This is a genomic window from Coraliomargarita sinensis, assembly GCF_003185655.1.
In the GTDB taxonomy this organism is placed as follows: Bacteria; Verrucomicrobiota; Verrucomicrobiia; order Opitutales; family Coraliomargaritaceae; genus Coraliomargarita_B; species Coraliomargarita_B sinensis.
On sequence record NZ_QHJQ01000001.1, the window covers coordinates 447,489 to 472,445 of the forward strand.

At 56.6% G+C, this 24,957-nt stretch carries 22 protein-coding genes and 1 other RNA gene; 10 read left to right on the forward strand and 13 right to left on the reverse strand.

Going from position 1 to position 24,957, the window contains the following annotated elements:
* Positions 1-38: 38 nt before the first annotated feature.
* Positions 39-926 (forward strand): hypothetical protein, encoded by an 888-nt coding sequence (locus DDZ13_RS01925; RefSeq protein WP_110129733.1) that lies wholly within the window; start codon positions 39-41, stop codon positions 924-926.
* Positions 927-1,052: 126 nt separating this feature from the next.
* Here the strand turns inward: DDZ13_RS01925 and DDZ13_RS01930 are convergent, their stop codons facing one another.
* The 4 genes from DDZ13_RS01930 to ychF form a co-directional block, all read right to left on the reverse strand.
* A complete protein-coding gene (locus tag DDZ13_RS01930; RefSeq protein ID WP_110129734.1) occupies positions 1,053-2,966 on the reverse strand; it encodes a cytochrome c biogenesis protein in 1,914 nt (637 codons plus the stop codon).
* Positions 2,967-3,141: 175 nt separating this feature from the next.
* Positions 3,142-4,314, reverse strand: coding sequence for a cytochrome c biogenesis ResB family protein (locus DDZ13_RS01935; protein ID WP_110129735.1), 1,173 nt, complete (start codon positions 4,312-4,314; stop codon positions 3,142-3,144).
* A gap of 3 nt (positions 4,315-4,317) precedes the next feature.
* Positions 4,318-4,935 carry a hypothetical protein gene (locus tag DDZ13_RS01940; protein ID WP_146209199.1) on the reverse strand — a complete coding sequence of 206 codons (618 nt, stop codon included), beginning with the start codon at positions 4,933-4,935 and terminating at the stop codon, positions 4,318-4,320.
* A 91-nt stretch (positions 4,936-5,026) separates the two neighbouring features.
* Positions 5,027-6,130: a redox-regulated ATPase YchF gene (gene ychF / locus DDZ13_RS01945; protein WP_110129737.1), complete on the reverse strand. Its 1,104-nt coding sequence runs from the start codon at positions 6,128-6,130 to the stop codon at positions 5,027-5,029.
* Between the two features lie 122 nt (positions 6,131-6,252).
* On the opposite strand from ychF, the gene DDZ13_RS01950 reads away from it, so the two are divergent.
* From DDZ13_RS01950 to cutA, 3 genes are all read left to right on the forward strand, one after another.
* Positions 6,253-7,416, forward strand: coding sequence for a hybrid sensor histidine kinase/response regulator (locus tag DDZ13_RS01950; protein WP_110129738.1), 1,164 nt, complete (start codon positions 6,253-6,255; stop codon positions 7,414-7,416).
* A 47-nt stretch (positions 7,417-7,463) separates the two neighbouring features.
* The gene (locus tag DDZ13_RS01955) at positions 7,464-8,900 is read left to right on the forward strand and encodes an FAD-binding oxidoreductase (protein ID WP_110129739.1); all 1,437 of its coding nucleotides are present in this window, start codon (positions 7,464-7,466) and stop codon (positions 8,898-8,900) included.
* Positions 8,901-9,046: 146 nt separating this feature from the next.
* Positions 9,047-9,358, forward strand: coding sequence for a divalent-cation tolerance protein CutA (gene cutA / locus DDZ13_RS01960; RefSeq protein WP_110129740.1), 312 nt, complete (start codon positions 9,047-9,049; stop codon positions 9,356-9,358).
* 194 nt (positions 9,359-9,552) lie between these two features.
* Here the strand turns inward: cutA and DDZ13_RS01965 are convergent, their stop codons facing one another.
* The 9 genes from DDZ13_RS01965 to DDZ13_RS01995 form a co-directional block, all read right to left on the reverse strand.
* Positions 9,553-10,821 carry a hypothetical protein gene (locus DDZ13_RS01965; RefSeq protein WP_110129741.1) on the reverse strand — a complete coding sequence of 423 codons (1,269 nt, stop codon included), beginning with the start codon at positions 10,819-10,821 and terminating at the stop codon, positions 9,553-9,555.
* 132 nt (positions 10,822-10,953) lie between these two features.
* Positions 10,954-13,329: a heavy metal translocating P-type ATPase gene (locus DDZ13_RS01970; RefSeq protein WP_110129742.1), complete on the reverse strand. Its 2,376-nt coding sequence runs from the start codon at positions 13,327-13,329 to the stop codon at positions 10,954-10,956.
* 42 nt (positions 13,330-13,371) lie between these two features.
* Positions 13,372-13,536 (reverse strand): hypothetical protein, encoded by a 165-nt coding sequence (locus tag DDZ13_RS15415; protein WP_158279745.1) that lies wholly within the window; start codon positions 13,534-13,536, stop codon positions 13,372-13,374.
* Positions 13,533-14,930 carry a cytochrome c oxidase accessory protein CcoG gene (gene ccoG, locus DDZ13_RS01975; protein ID WP_110129851.1) on the reverse strand — a complete coding sequence of 466 codons (1,398 nt, stop codon included), beginning with the start codon at positions 14,928-14,930 and terminating at the stop codon, positions 13,533-13,535. Before ccoG ends, DDZ13_RS15415 begins: the two co-directional genes overlap by 4 nt.
* A 56-nt stretch (positions 14,931-14,986) precedes the next feature.
* Positions 14,987-15,559 (reverse strand): c-type cytochrome, encoded by a 573-nt coding sequence (locus DDZ13_RS01980; RefSeq protein ID WP_110129743.1) that lies wholly within the window; start codon positions 15,557-15,559, stop codon positions 14,987-14,989.
* A complete protein-coding gene (locus DDZ13_RS01985; RefSeq protein WP_110129744.1) occupies positions 15,556-15,744 on the reverse strand; it encodes a hypothetical protein in 189 nt (62 codons plus the stop codon). Before DDZ13_RS01985 ends, DDZ13_RS01980 begins: the two co-directional genes overlap by 4 nt.
* Positions 15,745-15,782: 38 nt before the next feature.
* Positions 15,783-18,188 (reverse strand): cytochrome-c oxidase, cbb3-type subunit I, encoded by a 2,406-nt coding sequence (gene ccoN / locus DDZ13_RS01990; protein ID WP_110129745.1) that lies wholly within the window; start codon positions 18,186-18,188, stop codon positions 15,783-15,785.
* A gap of 22 nt (positions 18,189-18,210) precedes the next feature.
* The gene (locus DDZ13_RS15420; RefSeq protein WP_158279746.1) at positions 18,211-18,372 is read right to left on the reverse strand and encodes a hypothetical protein; all 162 of its coding nucleotides are present in this window, start codon (positions 18,370-18,372) and stop codon (positions 18,211-18,213) included.
* Entirely contained in the window at positions 18,369-18,857 is a 489-nt protein-coding gene (locus DDZ13_RS01995; protein ID WP_110129746.1) for a hypothetical protein, read from the reverse strand. The genes DDZ13_RS15420 and DDZ13_RS01995 overlap by 4 nt, the downstream gene beginning before the upstream one ends.
* A 165-nt stretch (positions 18,858-19,022) precedes the next feature.
* Here DDZ13_RS01995 and DDZ13_RS02000 point away from each other — a divergent pair, with 165 nt between their 5' ends.
* The 6 genes from DDZ13_RS02000 to secD all read left to right on the forward strand — a co-directional run bounded on the left by DDZ13_RS02000 (position 19,023) and on the right by secD (position 24,932).
* Positions 19,023-19,952, forward strand: a complete 930-nt coding sequence (locus tag DDZ13_RS02000) for a PocR ligand-binding domain-containing protein (protein ID WP_110129747.1) — start codon at positions 19,023-19,025, stop codon at positions 19,950-19,952.
* Positions 19,953-20,215: 263 nt separating this feature from the next.
* An RNA gene (gene rnpB / locus DDZ13_RS02005) (RNase P RNA component class A) lies at positions 20,216-20,607 on the forward strand.
* Positions 20,608-20,807: 200 nt separating this feature from the next.
* The gene (gene rpsT / locus DDZ13_RS02010; RefSeq protein WP_110129748.1) at positions 20,808-21,065 is read left to right on the forward strand and encodes a 30S ribosomal protein S20; all 258 of its coding nucleotides are present in this window, start codon (positions 20,808-20,810) and stop codon (positions 21,063-21,065) included.
* A gap of 8 nt (positions 21,066-21,073) precedes the next feature.
* Positions 21,074-21,949 (forward strand): pseudouridine synthase, encoded by an 876-nt coding sequence (locus DDZ13_RS02015; RefSeq protein ID WP_158279747.1) that lies wholly within the window; start codon positions 21,074-21,076, stop codon positions 21,947-21,949.
* Positions 21,950-22,039: 90 nt separating this feature from the next.
* The gene (gene yajC / locus DDZ13_RS02020; protein ID WP_110129852.1) at positions 22,040-22,366 is read left to right on the forward strand and encodes a preprotein translocase subunit YajC; all 327 of its coding nucleotides are present in this window, start codon (positions 22,040-22,042) and stop codon (positions 22,364-22,366) included.
* A 28-nt stretch (positions 22,367-22,394) separates the two neighbouring features.
* Positions 22,395-24,932: a protein translocase subunit SecD gene (secD, locus tag DDZ13_RS02025; protein WP_110129750.1), complete on the forward strand. Its 2,538-nt coding sequence runs from the start codon at positions 22,395-22,397 to the stop codon at positions 24,930-24,932.
* The last annotated feature ends 25 nt before the right edge of the window (positions 24,933-24,957 follow it).

Consider the following 24,957-nt stretch of genomic DNA (forward strand, 5'->3'; position numbering starts at 1 on the left):
GTTTTCTAAGTCCCTCACTCGTGTTTGGAGTAATTGCTTTGAACACCTCGACAGAGGATTGGATTGCCGTTGTATATCCTGAAAGCGTGCGTTCCGACTACCTGACCGACCAACAAACCGGCCAGCCGGAGGCGGACATAGTCGGGACCGTGGAATTGAATAAACAGCCTGGATTTTACAGGCAGTATCTTGATGTGGGCAATGACGGGCTGATCCACAACGACGAACTGGCTTTTCGTGTACGACTGGGCGGCGATACGAATTCAACCGGTCTGGACACTACGGTGCTTGTGGGTATCTCTTTTCACCAGCCCGGCCAAACCGCTTCGATCGACTTGTTTGTCGGTGTGAATCCGGGGCCGGGAAACCGCACCTACCTCAACTTTTATGACCCGGGTGACGACCTGAACACGTCACCCGATACCACCAGTGTTTTGGACTACAGTGGGCCGACCGGTTCCAGCCTGACTTGGCAACGGGACGAACGTGATACTGATTTCGGGAACTACTTTTCCTTTCTCACAGTTGACAGCACCACGGACCATTACCTCGCCGATGAAAATAACACGGATGCAAGCAACGATTTGGGCGGTACGGGGGGAAATGATATGTTCGTAAGCTTCAGGGTGGAAATGATGAATATCATCGAGGCGGCCAGTGATCTCAAAGGGATCACCGTCGATGAAAATACTGCGATGAGTTATGTTGTGCTCACTTCGAATCAGGACAACGCCTTTAATCAGGACTTGGGCGGACACGACGGGTCGACGGGTTCCTTTGATAAATCGAGCAGTACCTGGGGCGACCTGGGTGGGGTAACAATGCCCTACCTGGGCGATGAGGGAGTGGTGCCTGAAGCTTCAAATTATGCCCTCATAGTGGGGAGCTTCGTCCTTGTTCTGTCGTTAGTCAGCCGCAGAAGGTAATACTGTCTGTTCGAAGGCCGGGTTTGTTACAGTCACAAGGCCATTCAGGCGTTTGAGTCGGCTTTCCCTGCGCGGATATCGATTCCGGAACGCAGGGCCTGTATGACGTCTATCAATGCCCACATCTTATGTCTGCGTATCGCTTGAATCCAAGTCCGCGATCAAGATCCGCTTCCGTTCCTTCTGATCCTTCTCGCGGCCGAACTCGCTGCGCCAGAAGCGCCAGGGAAGCAGCACCAGCCCGATGAAAACAAGTTGGCTGACCAAAAAGGCCATTAGCCAGTAGAAGCCACTGTCGGTAAAGCCGTAAGAGTGGAGGCCCACACCGAGCAGGTTGGTACCGAACCAGGACCAGGCGGTGATGACATTGCCGCAGATAGCCAGCGCCATCAGGCCGCGCTCCTTGCAGATGCCGCCCCAGCGTGCGTGCAGGTAGATCGCACCCATGATGACTATCATGAGGGCGCCGTTTTCCTTCGGATCCCAGCCCCAGAAGCGGCCCCAGCTCTGGTCGGCCCAGATGCCGCCGAGAATCGTGCCCACGAGGCTGAACAGCGTGCCGAAGCAGATAATGCCGTAGACCATGCCACTGAGCGAGCGGGCAGACTTCTTGTCGAAGCGAGAACCGAAGACACCGAGTACGCCAAAGAAAATGGCGAGCGTACCGGCCAGAAACATGGCGGAATAGCCAAAGGTGATAACGACGACGTGCGTCGCCAGCCAGAAGTTCGAGTCGAGGACGGCACGCATCATTTCCAGCGTGTCTCCGGTCATGGCGAGGTGATGGGCCACGATCAGGGTGCAAAAGCCCACCAATGAAGCCATGGCCGCGCCGATACCGTTGCGGAAAAAGCGTTCCAGGAAAACTCCGAGCAGGACGGCGCCCCAGCCGACAAAGACGGCGGAAGAGTAGAGGTTCGTGACTGGCGGGCGCCCTTGGATGTACATGCGCGAGGCAAGTCCGAAGGTATGGATAATAAAGGCCAGTACCAGCACCCAGAACGCGGATTTGTTCAGGGCCTCCGGCCAGCGCAGCCAGGAGATGCAGATGGCAAGAAAGACGAGCACGTAGAGCTGCATGGCCACACTGAACGGCTGCATCGAGTTAAAGACGCGTTCGTAATGTACGCGGTCGATTTCGTCCGGGAAGTCGGCGATGAAACGCTGCCGCAATTCCTGTGCGGTCTGGTTGAAGGTTTCCGTATCTCCCGCGCGGTAAGCCATCGTCAGGCTGGCGTAGCTGGTCACGTAGGGGCTAAGCGGCTCGCCTTGCATGACGCTGAGCAGTTCCTCACCGATATTTTTCCAGTCCTCCAGTGGATCAACCGGTGGTGGAGGCGGGACCACGCTGAGGTGGGCGGTCTGGGAGAGTTTCAGGTAATCATCTCCGAAAGTGACGAAGCGGCGGAGCAGGTCGGCATCGTAGTCTTCGCCCGCTTGTTGCTTGCGCAGGGCATCCATGCCAGGACCAATCGTGCTTTGGTAGCTCTGGTATTCGTCGATCAGTCGGTCGAGCCGCTCGGCGCCGCCAATCGGGTGGAGCGAGTGCATGACCCGGTGGTAGAGCATGAGCCCGTCGTTCAGGTCGGCGATCTGTTTGTCGTAAGCGCTGCGCTTCTTCGGCTCCGGATCGATCTTGGAGTAGAGCTCGAGGATGGCCTGAAAGTGGGGCTGCAGGTCGTTGAAGGAATAATAGCGCTGGCCTTGTTCGGCCAGGCCGGGCAGTCCGAGATCGTCGGGAAACTCAATTTTGAAAACGCGGTAGGTGTCCGCCACTTCCGGGCGCATGGTCAGGTCCATGAACCATTCGATCGGTTGCAGCCATTCGCCGTCCGGGGCTTCCACTTTCTGGCGCCCGGAAAGGATGAGCAAAGTGTTTCGCGCCACCGAATCGAGCGGCTTGATCCGTCCTCCCACCTGCACCGGGAGCTCGGAGAAGCTGTCGACGTCGAAACCGCTCTCATTCCCTGCCGGACGAAACTGACGGGCAAAAACCACCAGCACGAGGGCGAGAACGATGATGTAGATGAGTTTTTTCACGGAACAGAATGATTAACCGCAGAGTGCGCTGAGGACGCGGAGGGTGCTCAGAGGCGTATGATTAAAGAGTGGCTGAAGCATTGGAGTCCTTTGAGGATGTAATGCAGTTACATAGTTTTGAAAATCGGCGTGTTCTCTGCGCTCTCCGCGCACTCTGCGGTTAGCTAATTTCATTTTAATGGGAGCGTTTACCGAGGAATTTGAAGAAATGCATGCCGAACTGGACGCACATGCCGAGGCCCATGAGAAGGACGCTGATGTATGGCAGTATCCAGCCCGGGTTGCGGACGACTTGAAAGATGGAGGTTTTGTCCTGATTGGCGAAGGACGCCTGGTAAAAGGTCAGTCCTTCGTAGCGGAGCGGGTGGTTCATGTAGATGAGTGCTTTTTGATCTTTGAACTCATCCTCGTGGTGCACCATGACTTCGCTGGAAAAGTTAAAAGGAATTTCCGTGCCGGGGTACTTGTCGTGTTTGAAGTCGATCAGTTCGATTTCAAAAGGGTAGTAGTGACGGGTGAAGCGCAGTGCCATCTCCCAGGACTGCTCATCCAGTGTGACTGTTTGGGGCGGAAAGCGCTCGTCGATGACATTGGAGACCAGCCATGTTCCGAGGATCCCGTCCGGTCCGGAGACCTCGACGTAAGCGGTCGCCGTGTTGATTTCACTTTCCGCGTAGGTGACTTCAGTCGGCGTGGCGACGATATTCATTTTCACCGCGGCTCCGCTGTCTGCCAGGTTGTCTGCGACGGGTGCCTGCGCGCGGCCCACGTTTGAGTTGGGGAAATAGCGGACTGTCCTGATGCTGAGTGGTGTATCCGGCACGTTGATACGCTTGCCCGGCTTGAGCAGGCTGGCAGGGATACTGTGTACCGTATCATGCTCGGGGTCGCTGCGGTCGATGAAAACGAGTTCGTTCTCCCGGACCGCCTGCGAGTAGTTGCTGCGGCCGCCCTCGTCGACCGGCATCTGGCTCTCCTGTGAAACCAGGTCGGTCAGCAGTTCGCTGACCAGAAGCAGCACCAGGCCGAAGTGCACCAGAAAGATGCCGCTTTTCCTGAATGTTAGTTTGAAACGGGTAAAGTGTGCGGCGAGCAGATTGACGAACAGCAGGCCGCCCAGTAAATAGCCGCCCGGCATGGGTAGGTGAAACCAGAAGAGCTTATCGTAATAGAGCCATTGTTCCGGGTAGGACCAAACCACGAGGAAGCTCTCAAAGTAGAGCTTCTGGGTGTGCCAGATCCCGTATTCGACCTGATCGAGAGTTCCGAAGAAGATCAGCACCATCGAGAGCGCCAGTAGGACAACGGTCAGGCGAAGGGAGGCAAAGAACTTGAAAATGGCGCCCATGATCTAGTGGTGGTCGTCCTCGATTTGCACACTGGAGAGAAATGCTTCCATCGCCTCGGCCTGGCTGGCGACGGTACCGGTGGCGCCCTGCATCTTGAAAAACCAGGTGCTGCCGTGGAAGCTGAGCAAGCCACCCAGAATACTTTGTTCGGCACCCTGCAGGTCGATGAGAATGCCGCTGTGGTTGGAGATGGAGTAGGGGCGTGTGACTTGCGGCATGCTCTTCGCATCGATCGGATCGAGTCCGATCTGGCCGCGCCAGCGGTTTATGTTGGCCAACTGGCCCCCGACATCGCCGGGAAATACCGTGACTGCGATCTCAGCACTGCCATTTTCGTCGCTCACCCGGAAATTCGCCTTGCGCACGCTCTGCGGCGGGAATTCTTCCCATGCGTCCGGCACTTGGTAAGACAGTTCAGGGGCAGCTTGGGCCGCCTCCTCCATGCCGGGGAGAACCCGCATTTGCGAATCGCCGGCCGCCGGCACGTTTTGCTCCGCGGCGGGTCCGGGCATAGCCACGCTGCGTTCCTCCTTCGGGATCGTGTAGGTAACCGGCTCTGCTTTTTCACAGCCGGTCAATCCAAGGAGGACGGCTATGGCAAATATGGATGATCTGATCATGTGATTCAGCGTAATCGGTGTGCGTCCCGAACGACAGGTCAAGCTTCTGCGTGCGAAAGTGTTCGCGGGTTATGGGCCGAATAAGCTGGCATTAATTATTGAACCGGAAGAGTGCCACGTCGCCGTCCTTGAACTCGTAGTCCTTGCCCTCCAGACGGTATTTACCGGCATCGCGAGCGCCGGCCGTGCTGCCTGCGGCCACCAGATCCTCGTAGGAGACGACGTCGGCTTTGATAAATCCTTTTTCAAAATCGGTGTGAATCACTCCGGCGCACTCGGGAGCCTTCATCCCCTTACGGAAGGTCCATGCGCGCACCTCCTGCTCGCCGGCGGTAAAATAGGAGGCGAGGCCGAGCAGGTCGTAGGTGGCGCGGATGAGGAGTGAGACACCGGAGTCGTTTACGCCGAGGGATTCGAGGTACTCGGCGGCTTCCTCGGCATCAAAATCGATCAACTCGGCTTCGACTGCCGCGGAAATAACGCAAATTCCGGCACCGTGGTGTTCGCGGGCGTAGGTCTCGACTTGGCTGACGAAACTGTTGCCGGATGGATCAGCCAAATCGTTCTCCGCGACGTTGCAGGCATAGAGCACGCGCTTGGCGGACAAGAGGGCGAGTCGCTTGAGCACGACTCGCTCGTCATCGTTCATGTCCAGCGTGATCGCGGGCCTGTTTTCGTTGAGGTGGGGGAGCAGCCGCTCGATCAGGGCGATATTGGCGGCGGCCTCCTTGTCGCCTCCGCGGGCTTTTTTAACCGCTTTTTCCTGCTGGCTCTCCAGGGAACTGATATCGGCGAGAATCAGCTCGGTGTTGATCACCTCGATGTCCCGCAGCGGATCGATGCTGCCCATGTTATGAATGATGTCATCGTCCTCAAAACAACGGACCACATGCACGATGGCGTCGACTTCGCGAATGTTGGCGAGGAACTTGTTGCCGAGGCCCTCGCCCTTGCTGGCTCCGGCGACAAGGCCGGCGATATCCACAAATTCGATCGCGGCCGGGATGACCTTGTTGGTTTTGGCGATCTCCCGCAGGGGTTCCAGCCGTTCGTCCGGAACATGCACGACCCCCACGTTCGGGTCGATCGTGCAAAAAGGATAATTTGCCGACTCGGCCTTACGCGTGCGCGTCAGGGCGTTGAAGAGTGTGCTTTTGCCCACATTCGGGAGACCTACGATACCTGCTTGAAGCATAGCGGGCAAAAAATGCGCCGCTGCGCTCCCGGTGCAACGAAAAAGCAGCGACGCGAGCCGGAATCTAACTTAGCCTCTATATTGACTTCGGGTTCTATCTAACCTTTAACACAAGCCTAAGCATGACATCCGCAGCCAACGAACCCAGCCCGATCGAAATTGAAGATTCGCGTATCTTGATTGTGGATGATGATGAAATTATCCGTAAGCTGTTGAGGCGAGTGCTGGAGCGCAGCGGATTTGAGATCGATGAAGCGGCCTCCGGCGAAGAGGCCTTGAAGCAGATCGAGGCGGATGCCCCGGATTTGATTCTTCTCGACGTTGTCATGGACGGGATCGACGGTTTCCAAACCTGTCGAAAACTCAAGAGCATGCAGGGCATGGCGGAAGTCCCTATTGTTTTCGTGACCGGTCGATCGGATACGGGATCGATCGTTGAGGGGCTCAATGCCGGTGGTAACGACTACATTACTAAGCCGATCAACCGGCATGAGGCACTGGCCCGGATTCGCAACCACCTCAAGATGCGGAAACTCATGCACATGCAGAACGAATTTATCGTGGGCCTGAAGAAGGCAAATCTCGCGAAGAACCGGGTGATCGGGGTCGCCTCCCACGATTTAAGAAATCCGATCGCTTCGATTCGGGGCCTTTCGGAATTCCTCATGGAGTCCGGGCCCTTGAACGACGACCAGAGAGAGATCGCAACCACGATCCAGTCGACCTCGGACACGATGCTGAATCTGGTCGAGGAACTGCTGGATCTTTCCGTGATTGAAAGTGGCGAAGAGCGCACCGACTTTGAGCCCTGCAATGTTTTCGAGTTGGTTTCCTCTTCGATCGGAATTTACCAGTTTACCGCCAACAAGAAATCCATCGAAATCGATCTGCAGGAATCTGGTAATGTGCCCGACCTTCTCTTGCTGGATAAGATGCAATTCCGCCGCCTGGTCGACAATCTGCTTAGCAATGCTGTGAAATATTCACCTTTGGAAACCAAGGTGCTGGTTAAGCTGGAAGCTGAAGGGGAGGTGTTGAAAATTATTGTTGAAGACGAAGGGCCGGGCATCCCCGAGCATGAAATGCATAAGCTCTTCACGGACTTCGGTAAAACCTCGGTCAAGCCGACCGGCAGCGAAACCAGCACCGGTTTGGGGCTCTCTATCTGCAAAAAGATCGCTGAAGTTCACCGGGGCACCATTCGAGCGGATAACCGGGAGGATCGTAGCGGTATGCGGTTTACTGTAGAATTCAATATTCCCGCACTGGTCGTTGCGCCGGTGTAACCGCCTGGTTTGCTAACCTGCTCGAGGCCAGGTATGATCCCGGATCAATGACGAAAGCACACCAGAACGCACTCGACTCACTCAGGAGGAAGCTGCCGGGGCGGGTGTTTACGGACGAGGCAAGCTGCTTTGCCGCTTCGATAGATAACTTACGTCTCTCCTTCGCCCCGGACGCTGTCATCAAGGTCTCCAAAGCCTCCGACGTCGGGGTGGCACTGAAACTGGCGAACAAGTTTAAGATACCGGTGACCCCGCGTGGTGCCGGGTCCTCCGCGACGGGTTCGGCCGTGCCTCTGAAGCGGGGCTGGGCGCTCGACCTCGCCGGGCTGGATTCGATCAAGATCGACGCGGTTGCGCGGATCGCAACGGTCGGGGCCGGAGCGGTAACGGCCGACTTGCAGTCGCAGGCTGAGGCCTTGGGTTTATTTTATCCGCCCGACCCCTCGTCGAAGAAATACACCACGCTCGGTGGCAACATCGCCTGCAATGCCGGCGGGATGCGCTGTGTGAAGTATGGCGTAACGCGTGACTACGTGCTCGGACTGGAGGGTTTTTTGGCCGATGGGAGCCCCTTCAAGTTTGGGCTGCCACTGAAGAAGTACGTGTCCGGTTTGAACCTGCGTGACCTCTTGATCGGCTCGGAAGGTACGCTCGGTGTCGTGACCAGTGCTGCGCTTAAGCTGCTGCCGAAACCGGAAAAACGCTGGACCGGGATGTTCGCGTTCAAAAGTGAGGCGTCGGCACTTAAGGCCGTGGTGGCGCTCTTCAAGGCCGGGCACAATCCCTCCATTCTCGAGTTTCTCGATCGGCAGTCCGTCGGTTGTGCGGAAAGGTATACCGGCAAAGTGATTTTCGAAGGACATTCCCGTTCCTCAATCCTGCTGATTGAGCTTGATGGCACCCCCGGGGAAGTCCGCAAGCAGCGCAAAGCACTATTGGACTTTATGGCGCAGTGTGCCGTGGCTCATCGGGAAGCCCGGTCTGAGGCAGCCGCCGAGAAGCTCTGGCAGGTTCGGCGCACCTGTTCGCAGTCCATGTTTTCACTGGCCGACACCAAGTTGAACGAAGATGTCGTCGTGCCGCTGGAGAAACAGGCCGAGCTCATTCGCTATACGCTCAAGCTGAAAAAGGAGATCGGGCTGGCGACGCCGACTTTCGGTCATGCCGGCGACGGTAACCTGCATGTGCACATCATGTATAACCGCCGATCCAAGACCGACGCCAGGAAAGCCAAGGCCGGCATCAAAAAACTCATGCAGAAAGTGGTCGATCTCGGTGGGGTGATCACAGGCGAGCATGGGATCGGCCTGGCCAAGATTCCCTTTATGTCGATGCAGCACAGCAAGGCGGAGCTGGCGGCTATGTATTCGGTCAAGTCCGCGCTAGATCCGGAGGGAATTCTCAACCCCGGCAAGATTTTTGAACCTTTTGAAGTTTGGGAGCACGAGCCGGTGGACGTGCAGCTCCCCTGGGACCACCGATGAGCGCAAATTTTAGACCTCATTAGTTCCGGAGATAAAAAGCCCGTAATGGCATAAAACAGAAAAATCGTTCGTGCCATATGCTGTTTTCACAGTTAAAAATGCGAGAGTTAATTTTTTCTATCTGTTAACACCTGACTGCTGACAAAATGAGCAAGCTTCTAATCGGTTGGACAACCTGTGATAACCCGGATGTGGCGGAGCGTTTCGCCCATACTCTGGTCGAGCGAGACCTCGCGGCCTGTGTGCAGATCGACGACGCCGTGCGCTCGGTCTTCAAGTGGAAGGGCGAGGTTCAGAGTAGTTTGGAGTGCCGACTTTGTATAAAATTTTCCGAGGACAAGCACGACGCAGTCTACAACTTCATCAAGGTGAATCATCCCTACGATAACCCCGAGTGGGTGGTGACTCGCCCCGATATCGTCGCGGAGAAATATTTGGAATGGGCGACTGGCGGTTGAGGCGGACTAATGACTGTAGCCGGGGCGATTCATCCCCCGACCGAGTGTGCTGCCGGCTATCGAAGCTGCTTTTCGGTTGGCAGCTTACAGTGGCTTGACTCGTGGCCGACCGGCGGCATTTCATTCGCCAATACAGTCGGGTGATAAATCACCCTGACAATGGAAACAAACTTTCTTCAAAAGGAGCTTTCGGTCTACCGCCACCAGCGTCGCCCGCCGTGAACGGCCGCCCCTTCCTGAAGTTCCTTTTTCTGCTCTTCGCTGAGCTCGGCACTGTCAATATAACTTTGAAAACCTTCGGGATCGTCACTCTTCCAGTTGCCGGCGACGTGCTGCATCATACGGTCCCGCATGCGGTCGTTGCTGATGGACTCGGCCCAGGTCATGGCGTTGGCAGGGTCTTCCTGCGCCGCGCGGTAGGTGTAGCTCATGACCGCACGGTCGAGTTCGGGAGAACTGGGCTGGGAATTAAGCCACTCCGCCGAGGCGGCCATGTCATAGCGCGTCCATTGGCGGATGATCGCCGTGCTGGCGTGCCCGAGTGTCCGTTCATCCACTTCCCGTGAGCTGAGCCATGCGGCCGCCGCTGCCGGGTCGTTTTCCGCCCATTCTCCGAGGAGGCGGGCTTTGACGGATCCGTGCACCTTATCCCCCAAGGAATCAACGTATGCTGCGGCGCCTTCGGGGTCGAAAGAGGCCCACTCGTCGACAAGCTCGGAAATGAGGCTGTCCTTGATGGCCCCGTCCTCCATGAGTTCGACCTGAAGTTTGGCCTCCAGCAAGCCACCGTTCTCTATCTGTTGTTCGATGATTTCTTCGAGGGCGTAATTTTGGATGCGTTCCTGCCCTCGGTTTTCAGTCGGCATGTCCAGGGCGGAGGCAAAGGCGGCTTTCGGGTTGGTTTGCGCGTAGCCGCGATAGATGGCAATGAGCTGACTGCTTTGCGTGCGCAGTGGTTCGTTTGCCAGATTGAAATTCGCCCAGGAGAGCGCAGCCACCGGATCTTTTTGGGCCCAAATTTCGAGGATGGCCTCGCGGGCGCGCTCGGTTTCACGCAGGGAGCCGATCTCCTCCGCCAAGGCCAGCGCTTCCGTTGGCGAAGTCTCGGCTAAATCGCTGAGCAGGCTGCGAATCATCCGTGCACGGCGAAAATCGCTATTAGGCAGGGCAAAGGCTTCGGCAAGCAGGGCCCGTTGATCGGATTCGTTGAGCTCACTTGCCTGTCGCAACGCTTCGTTTAAGTCTTCTTGGCTCATCTCCAGAATGGAGCCGATCGACTTCGAAGGGGCTTCCCTCTCTTCTATGCTCGCCGCATCCTTGACGGCCTGAGCCTCGACGCTCGTCACTTCGGCTTGTTCAGCACCATCGGGTTCCCAAGCGTTGAATTTGAGGCCGAGATAGTAGGCTGTTCCCACACTCGCGAGCCACACGAAAAGGCCGAGCAGAAATATTTTAGGCTTCATGATGACATGAATAGCCAATCAGAAAGCAAAAGTTTCGCAAGTTTTTGCGGATTATCAAAATCACCAAACCGCCCTTTGCCTTAAAGCTGATAAAGATCAGAGTGGATTGGCGTGTTATCTTTGGTTTTTCTGCTACTTACTCAATCCCAGCCAGGCAATCGCTAGCGTGGCCACCGAGCTCAACGGCATAAGGATAGCCGCCAGCAGTGGATGCATCATTCCGACCAGGCAGAGGCTGACAGCGACCATATTGTAAGTCACGGCCGTTATGAATATCGCAGCCACTGTCTGCCTGCGGCGCCGGGCGGTCCGGAAAAGCTCGGGCAGGCAGCGCAGGCTTCGTCCGAAAAAGAAGAAGTCCGCGCTCGCTTCCAGGATACTTTTGTCCACCACAGGAGTGCCGCGGCAGACGGCGGCATCGAAAGCCAGGCTGTCGTTGGCCCCGTCGCCAATCATGAGTGCCTGACCATTGGCATGGCGCGCGATCCACTCGGCTTTGTCGGATGGGCTGCAAGCGGCTTTGGTCTTCTCTTTCGCTAATCCGAGTTGCCGCGCGATAGGCCCGACCCGTGGTTCGGCGTCACCACTTAGAATAGAAGTATCCAGATTATGGATACGAAAATTCTGAATTGCTTCCAATGCATCGTCGCGGACGTCTTCAGCGAAATCGAATTCGGCGACGATAAGTCCGTTCTGGCAGAGCAGGGTGTGGGGGCCTGCGGCCGGTTGTTCAGTTTTCAGTTGCTTGAATTCGGGTTTCCCCAGCGCCCACTCGTTGCCGCCGGGGTCGATCCAGCTTACGCCTTGGCCGATGTGCTCTTCGATCGGGCTATTGGTGTTGTGGTTCGTGAGCTCGGGGTGGGTGGCAAGCAGGGCCTCCCTCAGAGAGCGGGCCACGGGGTGCGGGTTGTGGTCGACGAGTTGATGGAGTGCCTGTGCGGCCAGCGGGTCGAGTTCGCGAACCGTGTCCGGATTTTTCAGCCGTGGCACGTCCATTGTGAGGGTGCCGGTCTTATCGAAAACGACGGTCTTGACCCGGCGGAGCCGCTCCCAGATTTGCGCGTTCTTGATGAACAAGCCGGCGCGTCTGAGCCGTGCCGTGGCAAACTCATCGCACATGGGTAGGGCGACCCCCAGTGCGCAGGGGCAGGAAACGATGAGCACGGAGATCAATACCTGGGCCGAGACAAGCGGATTCCCCGTGGCGGCCAGCCAGGCCATGCCGCCGAGGAGGCCGGTGGCGATGACGATGGCGATGTAATATTTGAGGACATTCTGCAGGCGGGTCTCGCGGAACCGGTCCTCCGGTCGTTCGAGTAGCTTGGCCAGTAGACTGTCCGCCCAGGCCTCCCGGGCACGAAACCGGATGCCCTGGAGGCCGACATTGATGGCACCGGCCGGGGCTGTACGTTCTCCCGGCCAGACCACCGGCTCGGCCTCGCCGTTAATCCATTCCAGACTCAGCGTGCCGGATGGGTCGAGAAGGTCGGCTGCGACCGGGTTGATCTCGCCGGGGGCGACGCTGTATTCGAGACCGGCGGTGACTTGATCGGGTGCGACGCGCTCGCCGTCCTGTGCTCCGCCGAGTACGGTGACCTCGCGCGGACCCGCTTGCTGGCGCTGCAAGTGGCTGCGGTTCTTTTCCAGCGCGACTTCCTGTAGCCAGCGCCCGACCAGCATGAGGAAGACAAAGGTGGCGACGAAGTCGAAGTAGATCAGCTTGGTGTAGCCCGTCGCCCAACCAATAAGAGAGCCGAGGTAAGCGACTACCAGTCCAAGGGCAATCGGCAGGTCGATATGCAGCACCCGGTTGCGGGCCGCCTGCCAGGCTCGCTGAATAAAAAAGCTGCCTCCGACGGCGAGGCTAAGGGTGGCAAAGAGCGCACCCAGTAGTTGAAAGAGAGGTGAGAGAAAAAAGTCGCCGCCCATCCCGAGATAGCCGGGTAGGGTGAAGAGCATGGTATTGAGCAAAAAGAAACCGCAGAGACCGATACGGTAGGTGATCCGGCGGGATTCCTGTTTCGAGTTTCCGTCGCTCTGGTAAAGAGTGAGCTTGTAGCCGATTTGTTGGACGGCTCCGGCAAACTTGGAGAGATCGAAATGCCCTCTTTGCCAGGCCAGTTCCACGGCACAGCTGCGGGCATCAATCCGCGCGGCTGCAGCGCCCTCCTGTCGTTTGAACATCGCTTCAATCAGCCAGACGCAGCCGATGCAGCTGATGCCCTCGATTCCGAACTTGGCTATGACAACCGGTTTTTCAGAACTGGCCTCGGTTTCCTTGAGGACAGCCTCCAATGCTTCGGTTTCCACTTTGCGGAAAGCCTTGGAGCCCACAGGTGGCACGGCGGAATTGCCCTTGAGTTCATAAAATCGTGTCAGGTCGTTTTCCTCAAGCATCTGGGCGACGTAGTGGCAGCCATGGCAGCAATAGGCTTCACCAGCCCGTGGTGTGAAGGGTGTGCCGCAGTGCGCGCATTGCGCTCCGCTTGAACGTCGAACATCGAACATTGAACGTTCAACGCCGAATATTTCCTTAATTCTATTCAATGTTCAGCGTTCGATGTTGGCGTTCGTTTCAATCTCAAGTTGTTCCACCGGGTTGTCTTTCGCAATTTTGATCAGCGTCGCCCAGGCGGCGATCACCAGAATAAAGGCGAGGATGACGGGAACCCAAAGCGACCAGGCGATCTTCTTTTTCTCGGGTTTTTTGCTCATAGCTCTTTCAGCAGTTCGGGCTTCGGGCCGAGAAATTCAGCCTCGCGGCTGAGTATGTTTTCACCCTCCGGGCTGATCAGGGTGAACTCGAGGGGGAAGCGGCCAAGATAGTTTTTACGCGCAATACTGATGATGACGGGCCTGACTTCTTCGCCGAGCGGAGGCACGATAATACCCTCCTCGTTGCCTTCCATGGTGTAAGTCTGGCCTTCGGCGCTGCTTCTTAGTTCGAAGGTGCGCGGTTCATTCATCTTGTTGATCACCCGCACCATGTATTGATTGCGCACGACCTCTTCCGTCACGTAATAGGGGCGACCGGTCATGCGGACGACATTCATATTGGCACTGCGCAGCTGCATGGCGGACAAGGTAAAGGCGGTGGCCCCCGCCAGCATAAGGGCGGCGTATATGAAGATTCGCGGGCGGATGAATTTACGCTTTTGTCCGGCGAGCCCCGCCTGCGAGTCGTAGCGAATCAGGCCCTTCGGGCGATTTAGTTTCGACATGATGTTGTCGCAGGCATCGATGCAGTTGGCGCAGCCGATACACTCCATCTGTAGTCCTTGGCGGATGTCGATCCCGGTGGGGCAGACCTGCACACAGCGGTAACAGTTGATGCAGTCGCCGAAGCCTTCCTGTTTTGCGGGGCCCCTTGGCTCACCACGCCCTTCATCGTAGCCAATGATAAGGGAGTCGTCGTCGATCAGGGCCGATTGTAATCGACCGTACGGACAGATGATCAGGCAGAGCTGTTCGCGGAACCAGGCGAAGTTGCCGAAGATCAAGAGCGTGGCCACCGCCATGAAAACGAAGGCGCCCCAATGCTCGGTCGGGCTGTTTGTCATCCAGCTGTAGAGCTGCGGGATCGAAATAAAATAGGCGAGAAAGAGGTGGGCGATGGCTGCCGAGATAAAAAGAAAGATGCCGTTTTTGAGCAGACGCTTGCCGATTTTGGCGCCATTCCAGGGTGCGGCGTCGAGCTTGCGACGGGCGGTGGCATCGCCGTCGATCCAGCGCTCGATGCGTCGGTAGACGTGTTCGAGAAAGACGGTCTGCGGGCAGGCCCAGCCACACCAGATTCGCCCGAAGAGGGCCGTGACAAAAAAGAGGGAAAAGCCCAGCCCGGTGATGAAAAAGAAAGCCATCCAAAGGTCCTGGGCCGCAAAAGTCAGGCCGAACAAATGGAAGCGGCGGTTAATGACATCGAGAAAGATTGCCGGGTGGCCCCCGATCGGAATCCAGGGAAGCAGGACGTAAACCCCGATCAGTAAAAGCGCGAAGACCCGCCGCCAGCGCGTGAAGAAACCGGTGACATCCGCCGGGTGGATAAAGAAACGCGAGCCATCCTGGTTGATGGTGGTGGGGGTTTCTTTTGATGGGCGGGAGGGCTTCATGCGGCGGACTGGTCGGATTGGACGGATCGGTCGGATCCGACCGATCCCCATAAAAGCTAAGGTAGAAGTTCCGGATTCTTGCTCAGTACGTAAGCGACGACCTCGGCAATGCGTTTCTGACCAAGGAGTGTCTCCCAGGGCTGCATGCCTTTTTCAGGGAAACCGTTGGCTACGCTGACATAGATTTCGGACGGCTTGGCACCGTGTACCCATTCGTCGTCCACCAGATTGAAGCCGATACCGCCTTCAAGGTTTTTACCGTGGCAGGCGATGCAGTTGGCTTCGAAGGTGGCCTGGCCCGCTTGAACGAAGCTGGAATTGGTCGCCATTTCGAAAAAGAGCCCGTCATTGGTCACATCGATCGAATTGGCCAGCCGTGCGGTGGCAACTTTCTCGAGCTTGGCCTCAAGTGCCGGATGAGTGCCTCCTTCAAAGCGGCGGTCGTCGAGCACGATCCAATAGATGATGGAGAAGCCGATGACCCCGAACAGGATAATGAGCCACCACATGGGCAGGCGCTGGTCGTATTCGCGGATACCGTCGACCACATGATCGCGGAGGATGACGCCTTCCGGAAGATCCTCTTCAGTGACGTCTTCGGGTGTATCGTGTTCGAGTCCGTGTTTCATGAGTCGTGCTTGCTGGGGTTACTGGAGGCGTCTTCCTCGAGGGGCAGGTTTTCCATGTGTTGCACGGTGCTTTTCTTGAGGAGAAAAGCGCGCAGGCTGATGGCGAGGAAAACGCCGAAGGTGAACCAGAAGGAGATGAGCGGGACGAAAGTCGTCCAGTCGTCGTAGATGATGCGTTTGAACATATGCAGGTGCGAAGGTTGAAGGTGGGAAAGTGCGCAGGTTAATTAATCGATGTCAGTTCGGATTCTTGCTGGGCCTCGGCAGGATCAACTTTTTCGCCGGCTTCCCGGTAGGCGCCGAGTTTTTGCAGGTAGGCAATCAGTGCGACGATTTCCCTGTCGGGTTCGGTGAAGGCGCCTTTTTCGGCCAGGCCTTTCACGATCGTCTCGGCCTGTTCATCCACCTGGGCTTGAATGTCTTCTTCGGACAGGTCGATCGGGTAAGGGACACCGAGCATCCGCATGGCGTTGATCTTATTTGGCAGCTGGCTGACCTTGATCTCTTTTTCGAAGAGCCAGGGGTAGCTGGGCATATTTGAGCCCGGGGAAACGCTGCGCGGATCCAGCATGTGATAGAAATGCCAGTCGTCGGAACGCTTACCGCCCTCGCGGGCGAGGTCCGGGCCGGTGCGCTTCGAGCCCCACTGGTAGGGGAAGTCGTAGACGAATTCCCCAAGATGGGAGTAGTCGCCGTAGCGCAGTACCTCCGGGACCATGGTTCGGATCATTTGCGAGTGGCAGTTGTAGCAGCCCTCGCTGACGTAGATATCGCGACCGGCCAGCTCCAGGGGAGTGTAAGGGACCTGGATACGGCCCTCAATGTTATCGGCACGCTGCACGGTGACGGTGGGTATGATCTGGATCGCACCCCCGATGGCAGCGGCGATGAGCGTCAGCACGGTGAAGGCAAAGCTATGGTCGAGCAGTCTCTCGTACCATTTTGTCCATTGTACTTTGCAGGCTTCAAAGTGGGCCATGGCGGCGATGACGAGGAAGATCGTCATCAACAGCCCGAAGAGAAAGAGTCCGCCGTCGCCGAATATGGTCAGGCAGACGAAGAAGACGATGAGCAGGGAGTAGATGACCGGTGCGTTCAGGTAGGCGAAGATACCCAGCTTGCGCGGCTCATCGGAACCCTCGGGCTCGGGTTGCGGCACTTCGATGGTGCCGTTGGCCGGTTCTCCGTTACGGGCGGTCTTCCAGATATTGTAGGCCATCAAGCCGAAGCCGAAGAGATAAAGCCCGCCCCCGATGGCGCGGAAGAGCATGACCGGTTTGATGGCCTGCAGGGTTTCGAGAAAGTCTGGGTATTTCAGAAGTGTGCCGTTGTCGGTGGTGGCGTTGAGCATCAGCCCCTGGGTGATGCCGGAGACCCACATGGAGGCGACGTAGAGAAGAATCCCGACCATGCCCATCCAGAAGTGGGCGTTGGCCATTGCGGTCGAGTGAAGCTTCGTATTCCAGAGCCGCGGGGCCAGCCAGTAGAACATGCCGGCCGCGAGGAAGCCGTTCCAGCCGAGGGTGCCGCTGTGCACGTGCCCCACCGTCCAGTCGGTGTAGTGGGAGAGGGCATTCACGGATTTGATGGAAAGGAGCGGGCCTTCGAAGGTCGCCATCCCGTAGAAGGTGACGGCGGCAGCGAAGAACTTGACCACAGGATCGGTCAGTAACTTGTCCCATGCACCGCGCAGGGTAAGCAGGCCGTTGAGCATGCCGGCCCAGGAAGGGGCCCAAAGCATGAGCGAGAAGATCATGCCGAGGGATTGCAGCCATTCGGGCAGGGAGGTGTTGAGCAGGTGATGCGGGCCGGCCCAAATGTAAATGAAGACGAGCGACCAGAAGTGAATGATCGACAGCCGGTAGGAATAAACCGGCCGGTTGACCGACTTCGGCACGAAGTAATACATGATGCCGAGCATCGGCGTGGTCAGGAAGAAGGCGACGGCGTTGTGCCCGTACCACCATTGTACGAGCGCGTCCTGCACCCCGCCGAAGATCGGGTAGCTGTGGGTGAAGCTAGTCGGGATGGACAGGTGGTTGACCACGTAGAGCAGGGTGATGGTGACGATCGTCGCGATATAGAACCAAAGGCCGACGTAAAGGGAGCGCTCGCGGCGGATGGCCAGCGTCCAGAAGAAGTTGGCCGCAAAGACCAGCCAAATGACGGCGACCAGGATGTTGATCGGCCAGATCAGTTCGGCGTATTCCTTGCCCCGGGTGTAGCCAGCGGGCAGGGAGATGGCTGCGCAGACGATAATGAACTGCCAGCCCCAGAAATTGATCTTACTCAGCAGGTCCGAAGCCATGCGTGCACGGCAAAGTCGCTGGGTCGAATAGTACACCCCGGCAAACATCATGTTGCCCACGAAGGCGAAAATGGCGGCGTTGGTATGGAGCGGCCGGAGACGCCCGAAGGTGAGGAACTCGACCCCCTCGCTTTTAAGCCAGCCGAAGGTGATCCATTCGAGGAACTTGCCGTTCATTTGCCAGTAGTTGAGCTGGGTGGCGATAAGGACGCCGACGCCCAGGCCGACCAGCCCCCAAAAGATGGAGGCGATCATAAACTTTCTAACGATGGCGTCATCGAATTCGATGGTCGTGGTGTTGTTCGTTGGATTCGTATTCATCTGCGTAAATTATGATTTTCGTCTATCGGCGGAGGGCGCTTTTTGGAGTCTCCGCATCGAAGGGACGGAGCGCATCCTGTTCGGGTGAGCTGAGGTCCTCCGAGCGACGTTCGCGCACAAAGAAGAGCAAAAAGAGGCAAGCCAGCAGCAGGCTAAGAAATACAGTCAGTATGAGGACGTTCATGGTCGAGTGGGGTGGTGCGCGACAAAGGGGCAGTCGCTGCGGAAAGTTTTATGATGGCAGAGGTCGATTTCCCTGCCGAAGAAACCGGAGAGCGCGTGGTTGATGAGGTCTTTGTTACACTCGCGGTCGAGTTCGTTGAACTCATGTTCGGCATCCCAACTATCCTCAAAAACACTCATGAAGGCTTTCAACCCTGAATCGTGGAGTTCCATGCAGGCCCGCCCGCCGAAGCAGCGCTCCTTGCAGTCGCAGGTAATGCCGAGAAAACGGTTGAGGTGAAACACGTCCGTGCTGCTCTTGGCAGCGGAGCCGTGTTCCAATATTTCCAATACCGTATCAAAAGCGCTGGTGAAGAATTCGTAAGGCACCACGCCGCCATCCCCGTTCCCCGATCCGATCGCAGCGGGGATTTCAACCTCCGTTAACCAGTTTTCAATAATCTGATCCCGGTTGTCGCGCAGGTAGTTGACGAGCCTGTGGTGCATGAGGAGAGAGATTCGGGATGTGAGATGCGGGAAGTTGGAATTAGTCGGGCTTGCCCTGCGAAGCTCTTGGGCGAAGCAGGGTTGATTATTACATTAGGTGCCCTAGCTTGTCTCAGCATATCGCGCACAAAGCTGCGCATTTTCTGCATAATCCCGATCTTAGTCATGGCATTCGATACTTGCTCCAGTCCAAACCAAGCCGATGTGCGAGAGCGTGCGGCGAGTCGGAGCCAGTCCGTAGTGGAGAAACTTTCCAGCTCCCAGCTTTATAAAGACTATGAAAAGGCCTTTCGCGGGGCCACTGGCCTGCCCTTGGCGATTCGACCAGCTAGAGCTTATACCAACGCCCTGCGCAAGACGGAGGAGGAAAACCCTTTCTGCGCTTTGATGGCGCAAACGAACGAGGGCTGTGCGAATTGCCTGAAGATGCAGCAGGCGCTTGAGGAAAAGGCCGGCCTCGAGCCCAAGTCCCTGCATTGCTTCGCCGGTCTCTGTGACAGTGCGGTCCCGATTCGAGTGGGTGACGAACTGATCGCTTTTTTACAAACCGGCCAGATTCTCCTGCACCAGCCGAACGAAGAGGAATTTTCCCGCACCACGAAACAGTTGCTCGCCTGGGGCGCGGACGTGAACCTCAAGGCGCTCGAAGAAGCCTATTTCCAGACGAAAGTCTTCGATTCCGAGCAATATAATGCCATGCTCCGCCTGCTTGCCACCTTCGCTGAGCACTTGGCTACCATCAGCAATAGTATCGAGCCGGAGGCCGGTGAGTCGGAGCCCGCACTGGTCGGCAATGCCAAACGCTACATTCAGGAGCGCTTCCAGGAAAAGATCTCACTCGACGAGGCCGCACGGGCCGTCAACGCCAGTACGCGGCACTTCTGCAAGGTCTTTAAACAAGCCACGGGACTAACCTTTACGGATTATCTCGCCCGCATTCGGGTAGAGAAGGCCAAGAACCTTCTGCAGAATCCGCATCTGCGCGTGAGTGAAATCGCTTTCGAAACCGGCTTTGATTCCATTTCGCAGTTCAATCGCTCCTTCAAGCGGATCACCGGGTTGGCCCCCACCCAGTTCCGCAGCGAGTTCTGCTAGCTAGTATTCGTTCAAACAAGTTTTTCACATAGAACTCCAACTGTAGCCGGAGGCCTTAGCCTTTGGTCCGAGCATTTCGTAACGTCCCGCCAAAGCCGAAGGGCTGCGGCTCCGTGAAAAAACTTATTTAAAGCTCCACTAGCCGATCACCCGGCGCGATGGTTTCTCTTAGCTGCGCCGCGGGAGCGCTGCAGAGTAGCCGAACCAAGGAAAACTTCCCGCTTGCTCTTCAAGTGAGGCCAGGGCAGCATTCTTGGGTCGATTTCGGAGTGTGGGCATTCGCTTGAGCTTTGGCTTGAGAGGAAAGTCCGGACACCGTAGGGCAGGATTCCCTGTGAAAGCGGGGGACCGGCGGGGCAACCTGCCGGGACGGACAGTGTCACAGAAAACAAACCGCCCTGAGCAAACTTCTGGTTCGCGAAGGGTAAGGGTGAAAAGGTGAGGTAAGAGCTCACCGCTTCAGAGGTAACAATGAAGGCAGGATAAACCCAATCCGGTGCAAGGCAAAATAGGGAATCGGGCGGCCCGTCCAACGATTCCGGGTATGTCGCACTTCGCTCCGGCGGAGATCCCGCTCCGGCGGGATAGATAAATGAATGCCCAGTCGCTCTCAAGGGGCGACGGACAAAATCCGGCTTACAGCACTCCGAAATCGACACCCTGAATGAATACTTCATCTTACTCTTAATTGTAATCTCACTCTTGATCCAAAACGAGTAGAGTAAGATTTCGATGAAGTATAAGAGCCCGAGAACCTCTCCGGACGGCTGAATTTGCCTTTCTTTTGTCTCTTTTTCCCGCTTGACATGCCGCGGGCGGAAACGCACTTTCCCGCCTCTTAACTTTTTCAGACACATGGCAAATACCAAATCAGCACTCAAATACGTCCGTAAGACCGAAGGCCGCACCCTGCGCAACCGTCAGGTCAAAAGCCGCTTGAAGACCCTTTCCAAGAAGGTCGAGGCTGCCGCCGCATCCGGTGACAAGGACGCCTTGGCCACGGCATCCCGCCAATATATCTCCGCCCTGGATAAGGCCGGTAAGACAGGCCTGGTGCACGCCAACAAGATTGCACGCCAGAAGGCGCGCTGTGCCGCCCTTGCGGCCGCATAAGCACAATCTTGCTTCACCCTTTTGTGCCCCCGGATTCGCTTGTCGAACCGGGGGCACTTTGTATCCATCTTTCCATAGTGCCCGACAAACCGAAAAAGAAAAATGCCATTGGCTTCCCGCCGCCCCTGCTGGGTGAGCAGCCGTATCGGCTGGATGTGCTGGCTTCGGCCGGGGATTGGCTGGCCCTGGAAAAACCGTCAGGTGTGGGTACGCGTGCCCACCCATGGGACGAGACGCCAGATCTCGATAGTGCCTTGAACCAGCAGCTTGAAGCGGGGAAGCCGGAATTGCAGCGCACCGGGGCCGACGTGTTTGGTTCGGTTTATTATCTGGATCCGGAAGTCAGTGGAGTGGCACTCTTTGCCAAAAACCGCCATGGCTTGGCTGACTTGCGTAATCGTTTCGGCTCGGGCGAGTGTCGATTCACCTTTCGTTTTGTGTCGGCCCGCAATGAAGCGGCGGAAGGTAATTTTCAGGCGGATGCCCCGCTTCTCCCGCACCGGGTGAAGCCGAAGATGATTCCTTCGACGGCCAAAGGCAAAAAGTGCCGCACCGAATTCAATCGTTTGGTCGAATCCGATCTCGGATGGGTGCTTTGGGAGGCGCAGGTCGATTTCTTCCGACCGCATCAGGTCCGCGCCCACGCCGGGACTCACGGAATTTCAGTGCTGGGTGATTCGGTTTACGGCGGTCCGGAAGCGCCCACGGTGCGCCAGCTTCAACCCCGCGCGCGACGGTCGGACTTGGATTCAGCGGTCTTTTCAGGGCTTGCCGTGCATCTCTTACGGGCTGAATTCTCGTCCGGCAATGACGCTCACCTGGTTGAATCGCCACTGCCAAAACCCTTCGCGCTCCTGTTGAAGCGGCTGGGGCTGAGCGCATAACTTTCGGCCCGGGGTGCCAACCCTTGGAATAGGAACTTGCTATTTGATGGCGGCTCCCTTTCCTTCTCCGGTTTTTCACAAGACATCGTCATGACTCAAATTGAATTTCTCACGCATCTGCCGCTGGCACAAGCCGCGCCTCCGGGCGGCGGACTCAGCCAGTTTCTCCCTATTATTCTTCTCTTCGTCGGGATGTGGTTTCTTATCATCGCGCCGCAGCGCAAGCGCCAGAAGGCTCACGATAAGATGCTGTCTGAGCTGAAGACCGGCGACGAGATCGTCACCAGCGGGGGCATTTACGGCACCATTACCAATGTTAAGGACGACCGTCTCGTCGTGCGCATCGCTGACAACACCAAAATCGAGCTGGGCAAAAGCTTCGTGGCCAACAAAATCGGCGCCGACGCGGATAAGTAGCCTGTATTAACATCTGAAAGCTTTCGCTATGTCCGGAAATATTCTTTGGAAATTCCTACTCACCGCCATCATCATTTTCTGGTGTGCGATGAGTGTCACCCCTCTCAAGGATCGACCTTTTGAGGATTACATTGTCGCGCAAGTTACCGCGAACCAGGGCGAGTTTACCGACCTCATGGAGCAGGCTGAAGCACGTGTGGAAGCCGAAGAGTCGCCAACACTGTTCATCGCCCTGCGCGACCTTGGCGTGGAGCAGGAGATCGACTACGCTAAATTCTTTCCGCAGATCAACGTCGCGGACATCGCGAACCAGAACAAGCGCAACGACATCCTGCTGAAGCATATACTCAAGACCGCGCAGAGCCAGTTGAGCCTCGGCCTCGACCTTAAGGGCGGTGTGGGTGTGACCCTTAAAATTGATGAATCGTCACAGGCCGGCCTGAACCAGTTCGAGCAGGAACAGCAGCTTAAGGATGCGATCGAGATCATGAGTGAACGTCTCGACGGGATGGGCGTGGCTGAGCCGGTCATCCGCGCACGTGGTGACGACGCGATTGAAATTCAGCTCGCCGGGCTTTCCACCAAGGACAACCCCGAAGTGATTGACGCGATCAAGAAGCCGGCCCGCCTTGAGTTCAGAGCGATCCACCCGGACCTTGTGCCCGATTCGCGTAACGACAAAGCGCCGGTTGGCTACGAAGTATTGGCCGAAGAGCAGCAGACGCGCGACGGTGAAGCCTTCGAAGTATTCCACTTTGTTAAGAAGATTCCTGAAGCCACCGGCGAAATTATTGAAGATGCCCGGGCTTCACAAAATCCGTCCGGTGGATTTGTGGTCAACCTGGTAATGACCAGTGACGGTGCGAAGATATTCCGCCAGGTCACGGAACGGATGGTCGATAAACCGCTGGCGATCGTTCTGGACGGAAAGCTCTATTCAGCACCCAATATTAATGAGCCTCTGAGTAAAAATGCCCAGATTACCGGTAACTTTTCCCAGCGTGAAGCAATCGAGTTGGCCAATGTTCTGAACAATCCGCTCTCCGTCGAATTGCGCGTCGACCAGATGTATGAAGTCGGGCCGACCATGGCGGAAGGGGCTCGTGAGAGCTCCGTGAGTGCGGCACAGTGGGGCGCCGCCCTCGTCGTGTTGTTCATGATTCTTTACTACTTCCTAGGAGGTCTTGTGGCTGTGATCTCGGCACTCATTAACGTGGTGATTGTGCTCGGGGTACTCGCCAGTCTCGGGGCGACCCTCACCTTGCCCGGTGTCGCCGCGCTCGTACTGACGCTCGGTATGGGGGTCGACGCCAATATTTTGATCTTCGAGCGTATCCGCGAAGAGCTGCGGTCCGGTAAGAGTATCAAGAATGCCACGGCAAACGCATTCCAAAAGGTGACATCCACAATTGTGGACGCGAACGTGACCACCTTGATTACAGCAACCATTCTGGTCTGGCTCGGTACCGGTCCGGTCAAGGGCTTCGGTATCACGCTGGCAATTGGTATCTGTGCCTCGATTTTCTGTGCACTTGTGGTGACACGTTTTCTCGTGGATTTTCTCGTTTATCGACTCGGGGTCTCGAAGGTGCTCGGCCTTTCGCTCTTCCCGGAGAAGAAAATTGATTTCTTTAAATTCCGTAAACCCGCCTTCGCGGCGTCATGGTTGCTCGTGCTTGCCGGTGTTGTCAGTGTAGTGCTGCATCACGACAATATTCTGGGCAAAGACTTTACCGGGGGTGATGAAATGACCGTCAGCTACACCGAGCGGCTGGATACCGGTGAGATCATGAAGGTCGTTAAGGATGAAAATCTCGGCGATGTGACCGCGCTTTACCAAAGTCTGATCGGACAGGACCGCGAAGTGCTTAAGATTCAGACTCCTTTCGATCAGGCGCGCCCTGTTCTAGAGGTCCTGCAAAACGCTTTCCCGGAAGCTGGATTGCAAGAGTCGGGCATCAACCAAATCGGTGCCTCGGTCTCAAAGAGCATTCAATGGAATGCGCTCTTCTCCGTGATCTGCGCGCTCGGCGGGATCCTTCTCTACGTTGCTCTGCGCTTCGAAGTGGGCTACGGTATCGGCGCGGTGGTCGCGACCATCCACGACGTGCTCATGACGATCGGTATTTTCGTGATCTGCGGGGCGCTTGGCATTTTTGTCAGTGGTCAATTTACGGCCCCCATGCTTGCCGCGATTCTAATGATCGTGGGTTATTCGATTAATGATACTATTGTGGTCTTCGACCGCATTCGCGAGGAACTTGAACTCAATCCGGGAAGCAATTTGCGCAATATTATCAACATTGCGATCAGTCGGGTCTTCTCCCGCTCCTTGCTGACGAGTATCACCACGCTTCTGGCAGCGACGTCACTCTACGTTTTCGGGGCCGGTATCATCATCGATTTCTCCTTTGTCTTTATCGTCGGTATCCTGACCGGTACTTTCTCCTCCATCTTTATCGCCAGCCCGGTCTTCTACTGGTGGCATAAAGGGGATCGCCGCCACGTGGAAGAGCGGGAACTCACACCGAAGCGCTACGAGTGGGAAAGCCAGAAGGAGGCCTAACCCTGATTTATTGGATTTTCGGGAT

Coding starts and splice junctions, on each gene's coding strand:
- cutA (WP_110129740.1), top strand. CDS start 9,047: ATGAGCAAGCTTCTAATCGGTTGGACAACCTGTGATAACCCGGATGTG.
- DDZ13_RS01965 (WP_110129741.1), bottom strand. CDS start 10,821: ATGAAGCCTAAAATATTTCTGCTCGGCCTTTTCGTGTGGCTCGCGAGT.
- DDZ13_RS01985 (WP_110129744.1), bottom strand. CDS start 15,744: ATGTTCAAACGCATCATCTACGACGACTGGACGACTTTCGTCCCGCTC.
- DDZ13_RS01950 (WP_110129738.1), top strand. CDS start 6,253: ATGACATCCGCAGCCAACGAACCCAGCCCGATCGAAATTGAAGATTCG.
- DDZ13_RS02000 (WP_110129747.1), top strand. CDS start 19,023: ATGGCATTCGATACTTGCTCCAGTCCAAACCAAGCCGATGTGCGAGAG.
- rpsT (WP_110129748.1), top strand. CDS start 20,808: ATGGCAAATACCAAATCAGCACTCAAATACGTCCGTAAGACCGAAGGC.
- yajC (WP_110129852.1), top strand. CDS start 22,040: ATGACTCAAATTGAATTTCTCACGCATCTGCCGCTGGCACAAGCCGCG.
- ccoN (WP_110129745.1), bottom strand. CDS start 18,188: ATGAATACGAATCCAACGAACAACACCACGACCATCGAATTCGATGAC.
- DDZ13_RS01935 (WP_110129735.1), bottom strand. CDS start 4,314: ATGGGCGCCATTTTCAAGTTCTTTGCCTCCCTTCGCCTGACCGTTGTC.
- DDZ13_RS01940 (WP_146209199.1), bottom strand. CDS start 4,935: ATGATCAGATCATCCATATTTGCCATAGCCGTCCTCCTTGGATTGACC.
- DDZ13_RS01995 (WP_110129746.1), bottom strand. CDS start 18,857: ATGCACCACAGGCTCGTCAACTACCTGCGCGACAACCGGGATCAGATT.
- DDZ13_RS01970 (WP_110129742.1), bottom strand. CDS start 13,329: ATGTTCGATGTTCGACGTTCAAGCGGAGCGCAATGCGCGCACTGCGGC.
- secD (WP_110129750.1), top strand. CDS start 22,395: ATGTCCGGAAATATTCTTTGGAAATTCCTACTCACCGCCATCATCATT.
- ccoG (WP_110129851.1), bottom strand. CDS start 14,930: ATGAAGCCCTCCCGCCCATCAAAAGAAACCCCCACCACCATCAACCAG.
- DDZ13_RS15420 (WP_158279746.1), bottom strand. CDS start 18,372: ATGAACGTCCTCATACTGACTGTATTTCTTAGCCTGCTGCTGGCTTGC.
- DDZ13_RS15415 (WP_158279745.1), bottom strand. CDS start 13,536: ATGAGCAAAAAACCCGAGAAAAAGAAGATCGCCTGGTCGCTTTGGGTT.
- ychF (WP_110129737.1), bottom strand. CDS start 6,130: ATGCTTCAAGCAGGTATCGTAGGTCTCCCGAATGTGGGCAAAAGCACA.
- DDZ13_RS01980 (WP_110129743.1), bottom strand. CDS start 15,559: ATGAAACACGGACTCGAACACGATACACCCGAAGACGTCACTGAAGAG.
- DDZ13_RS01955 (WP_110129739.1), top strand. CDS start 7,464: ATGACGAAAGCACACCAGAACGCACTCGACTCACTCAGGAGGAAGCTG.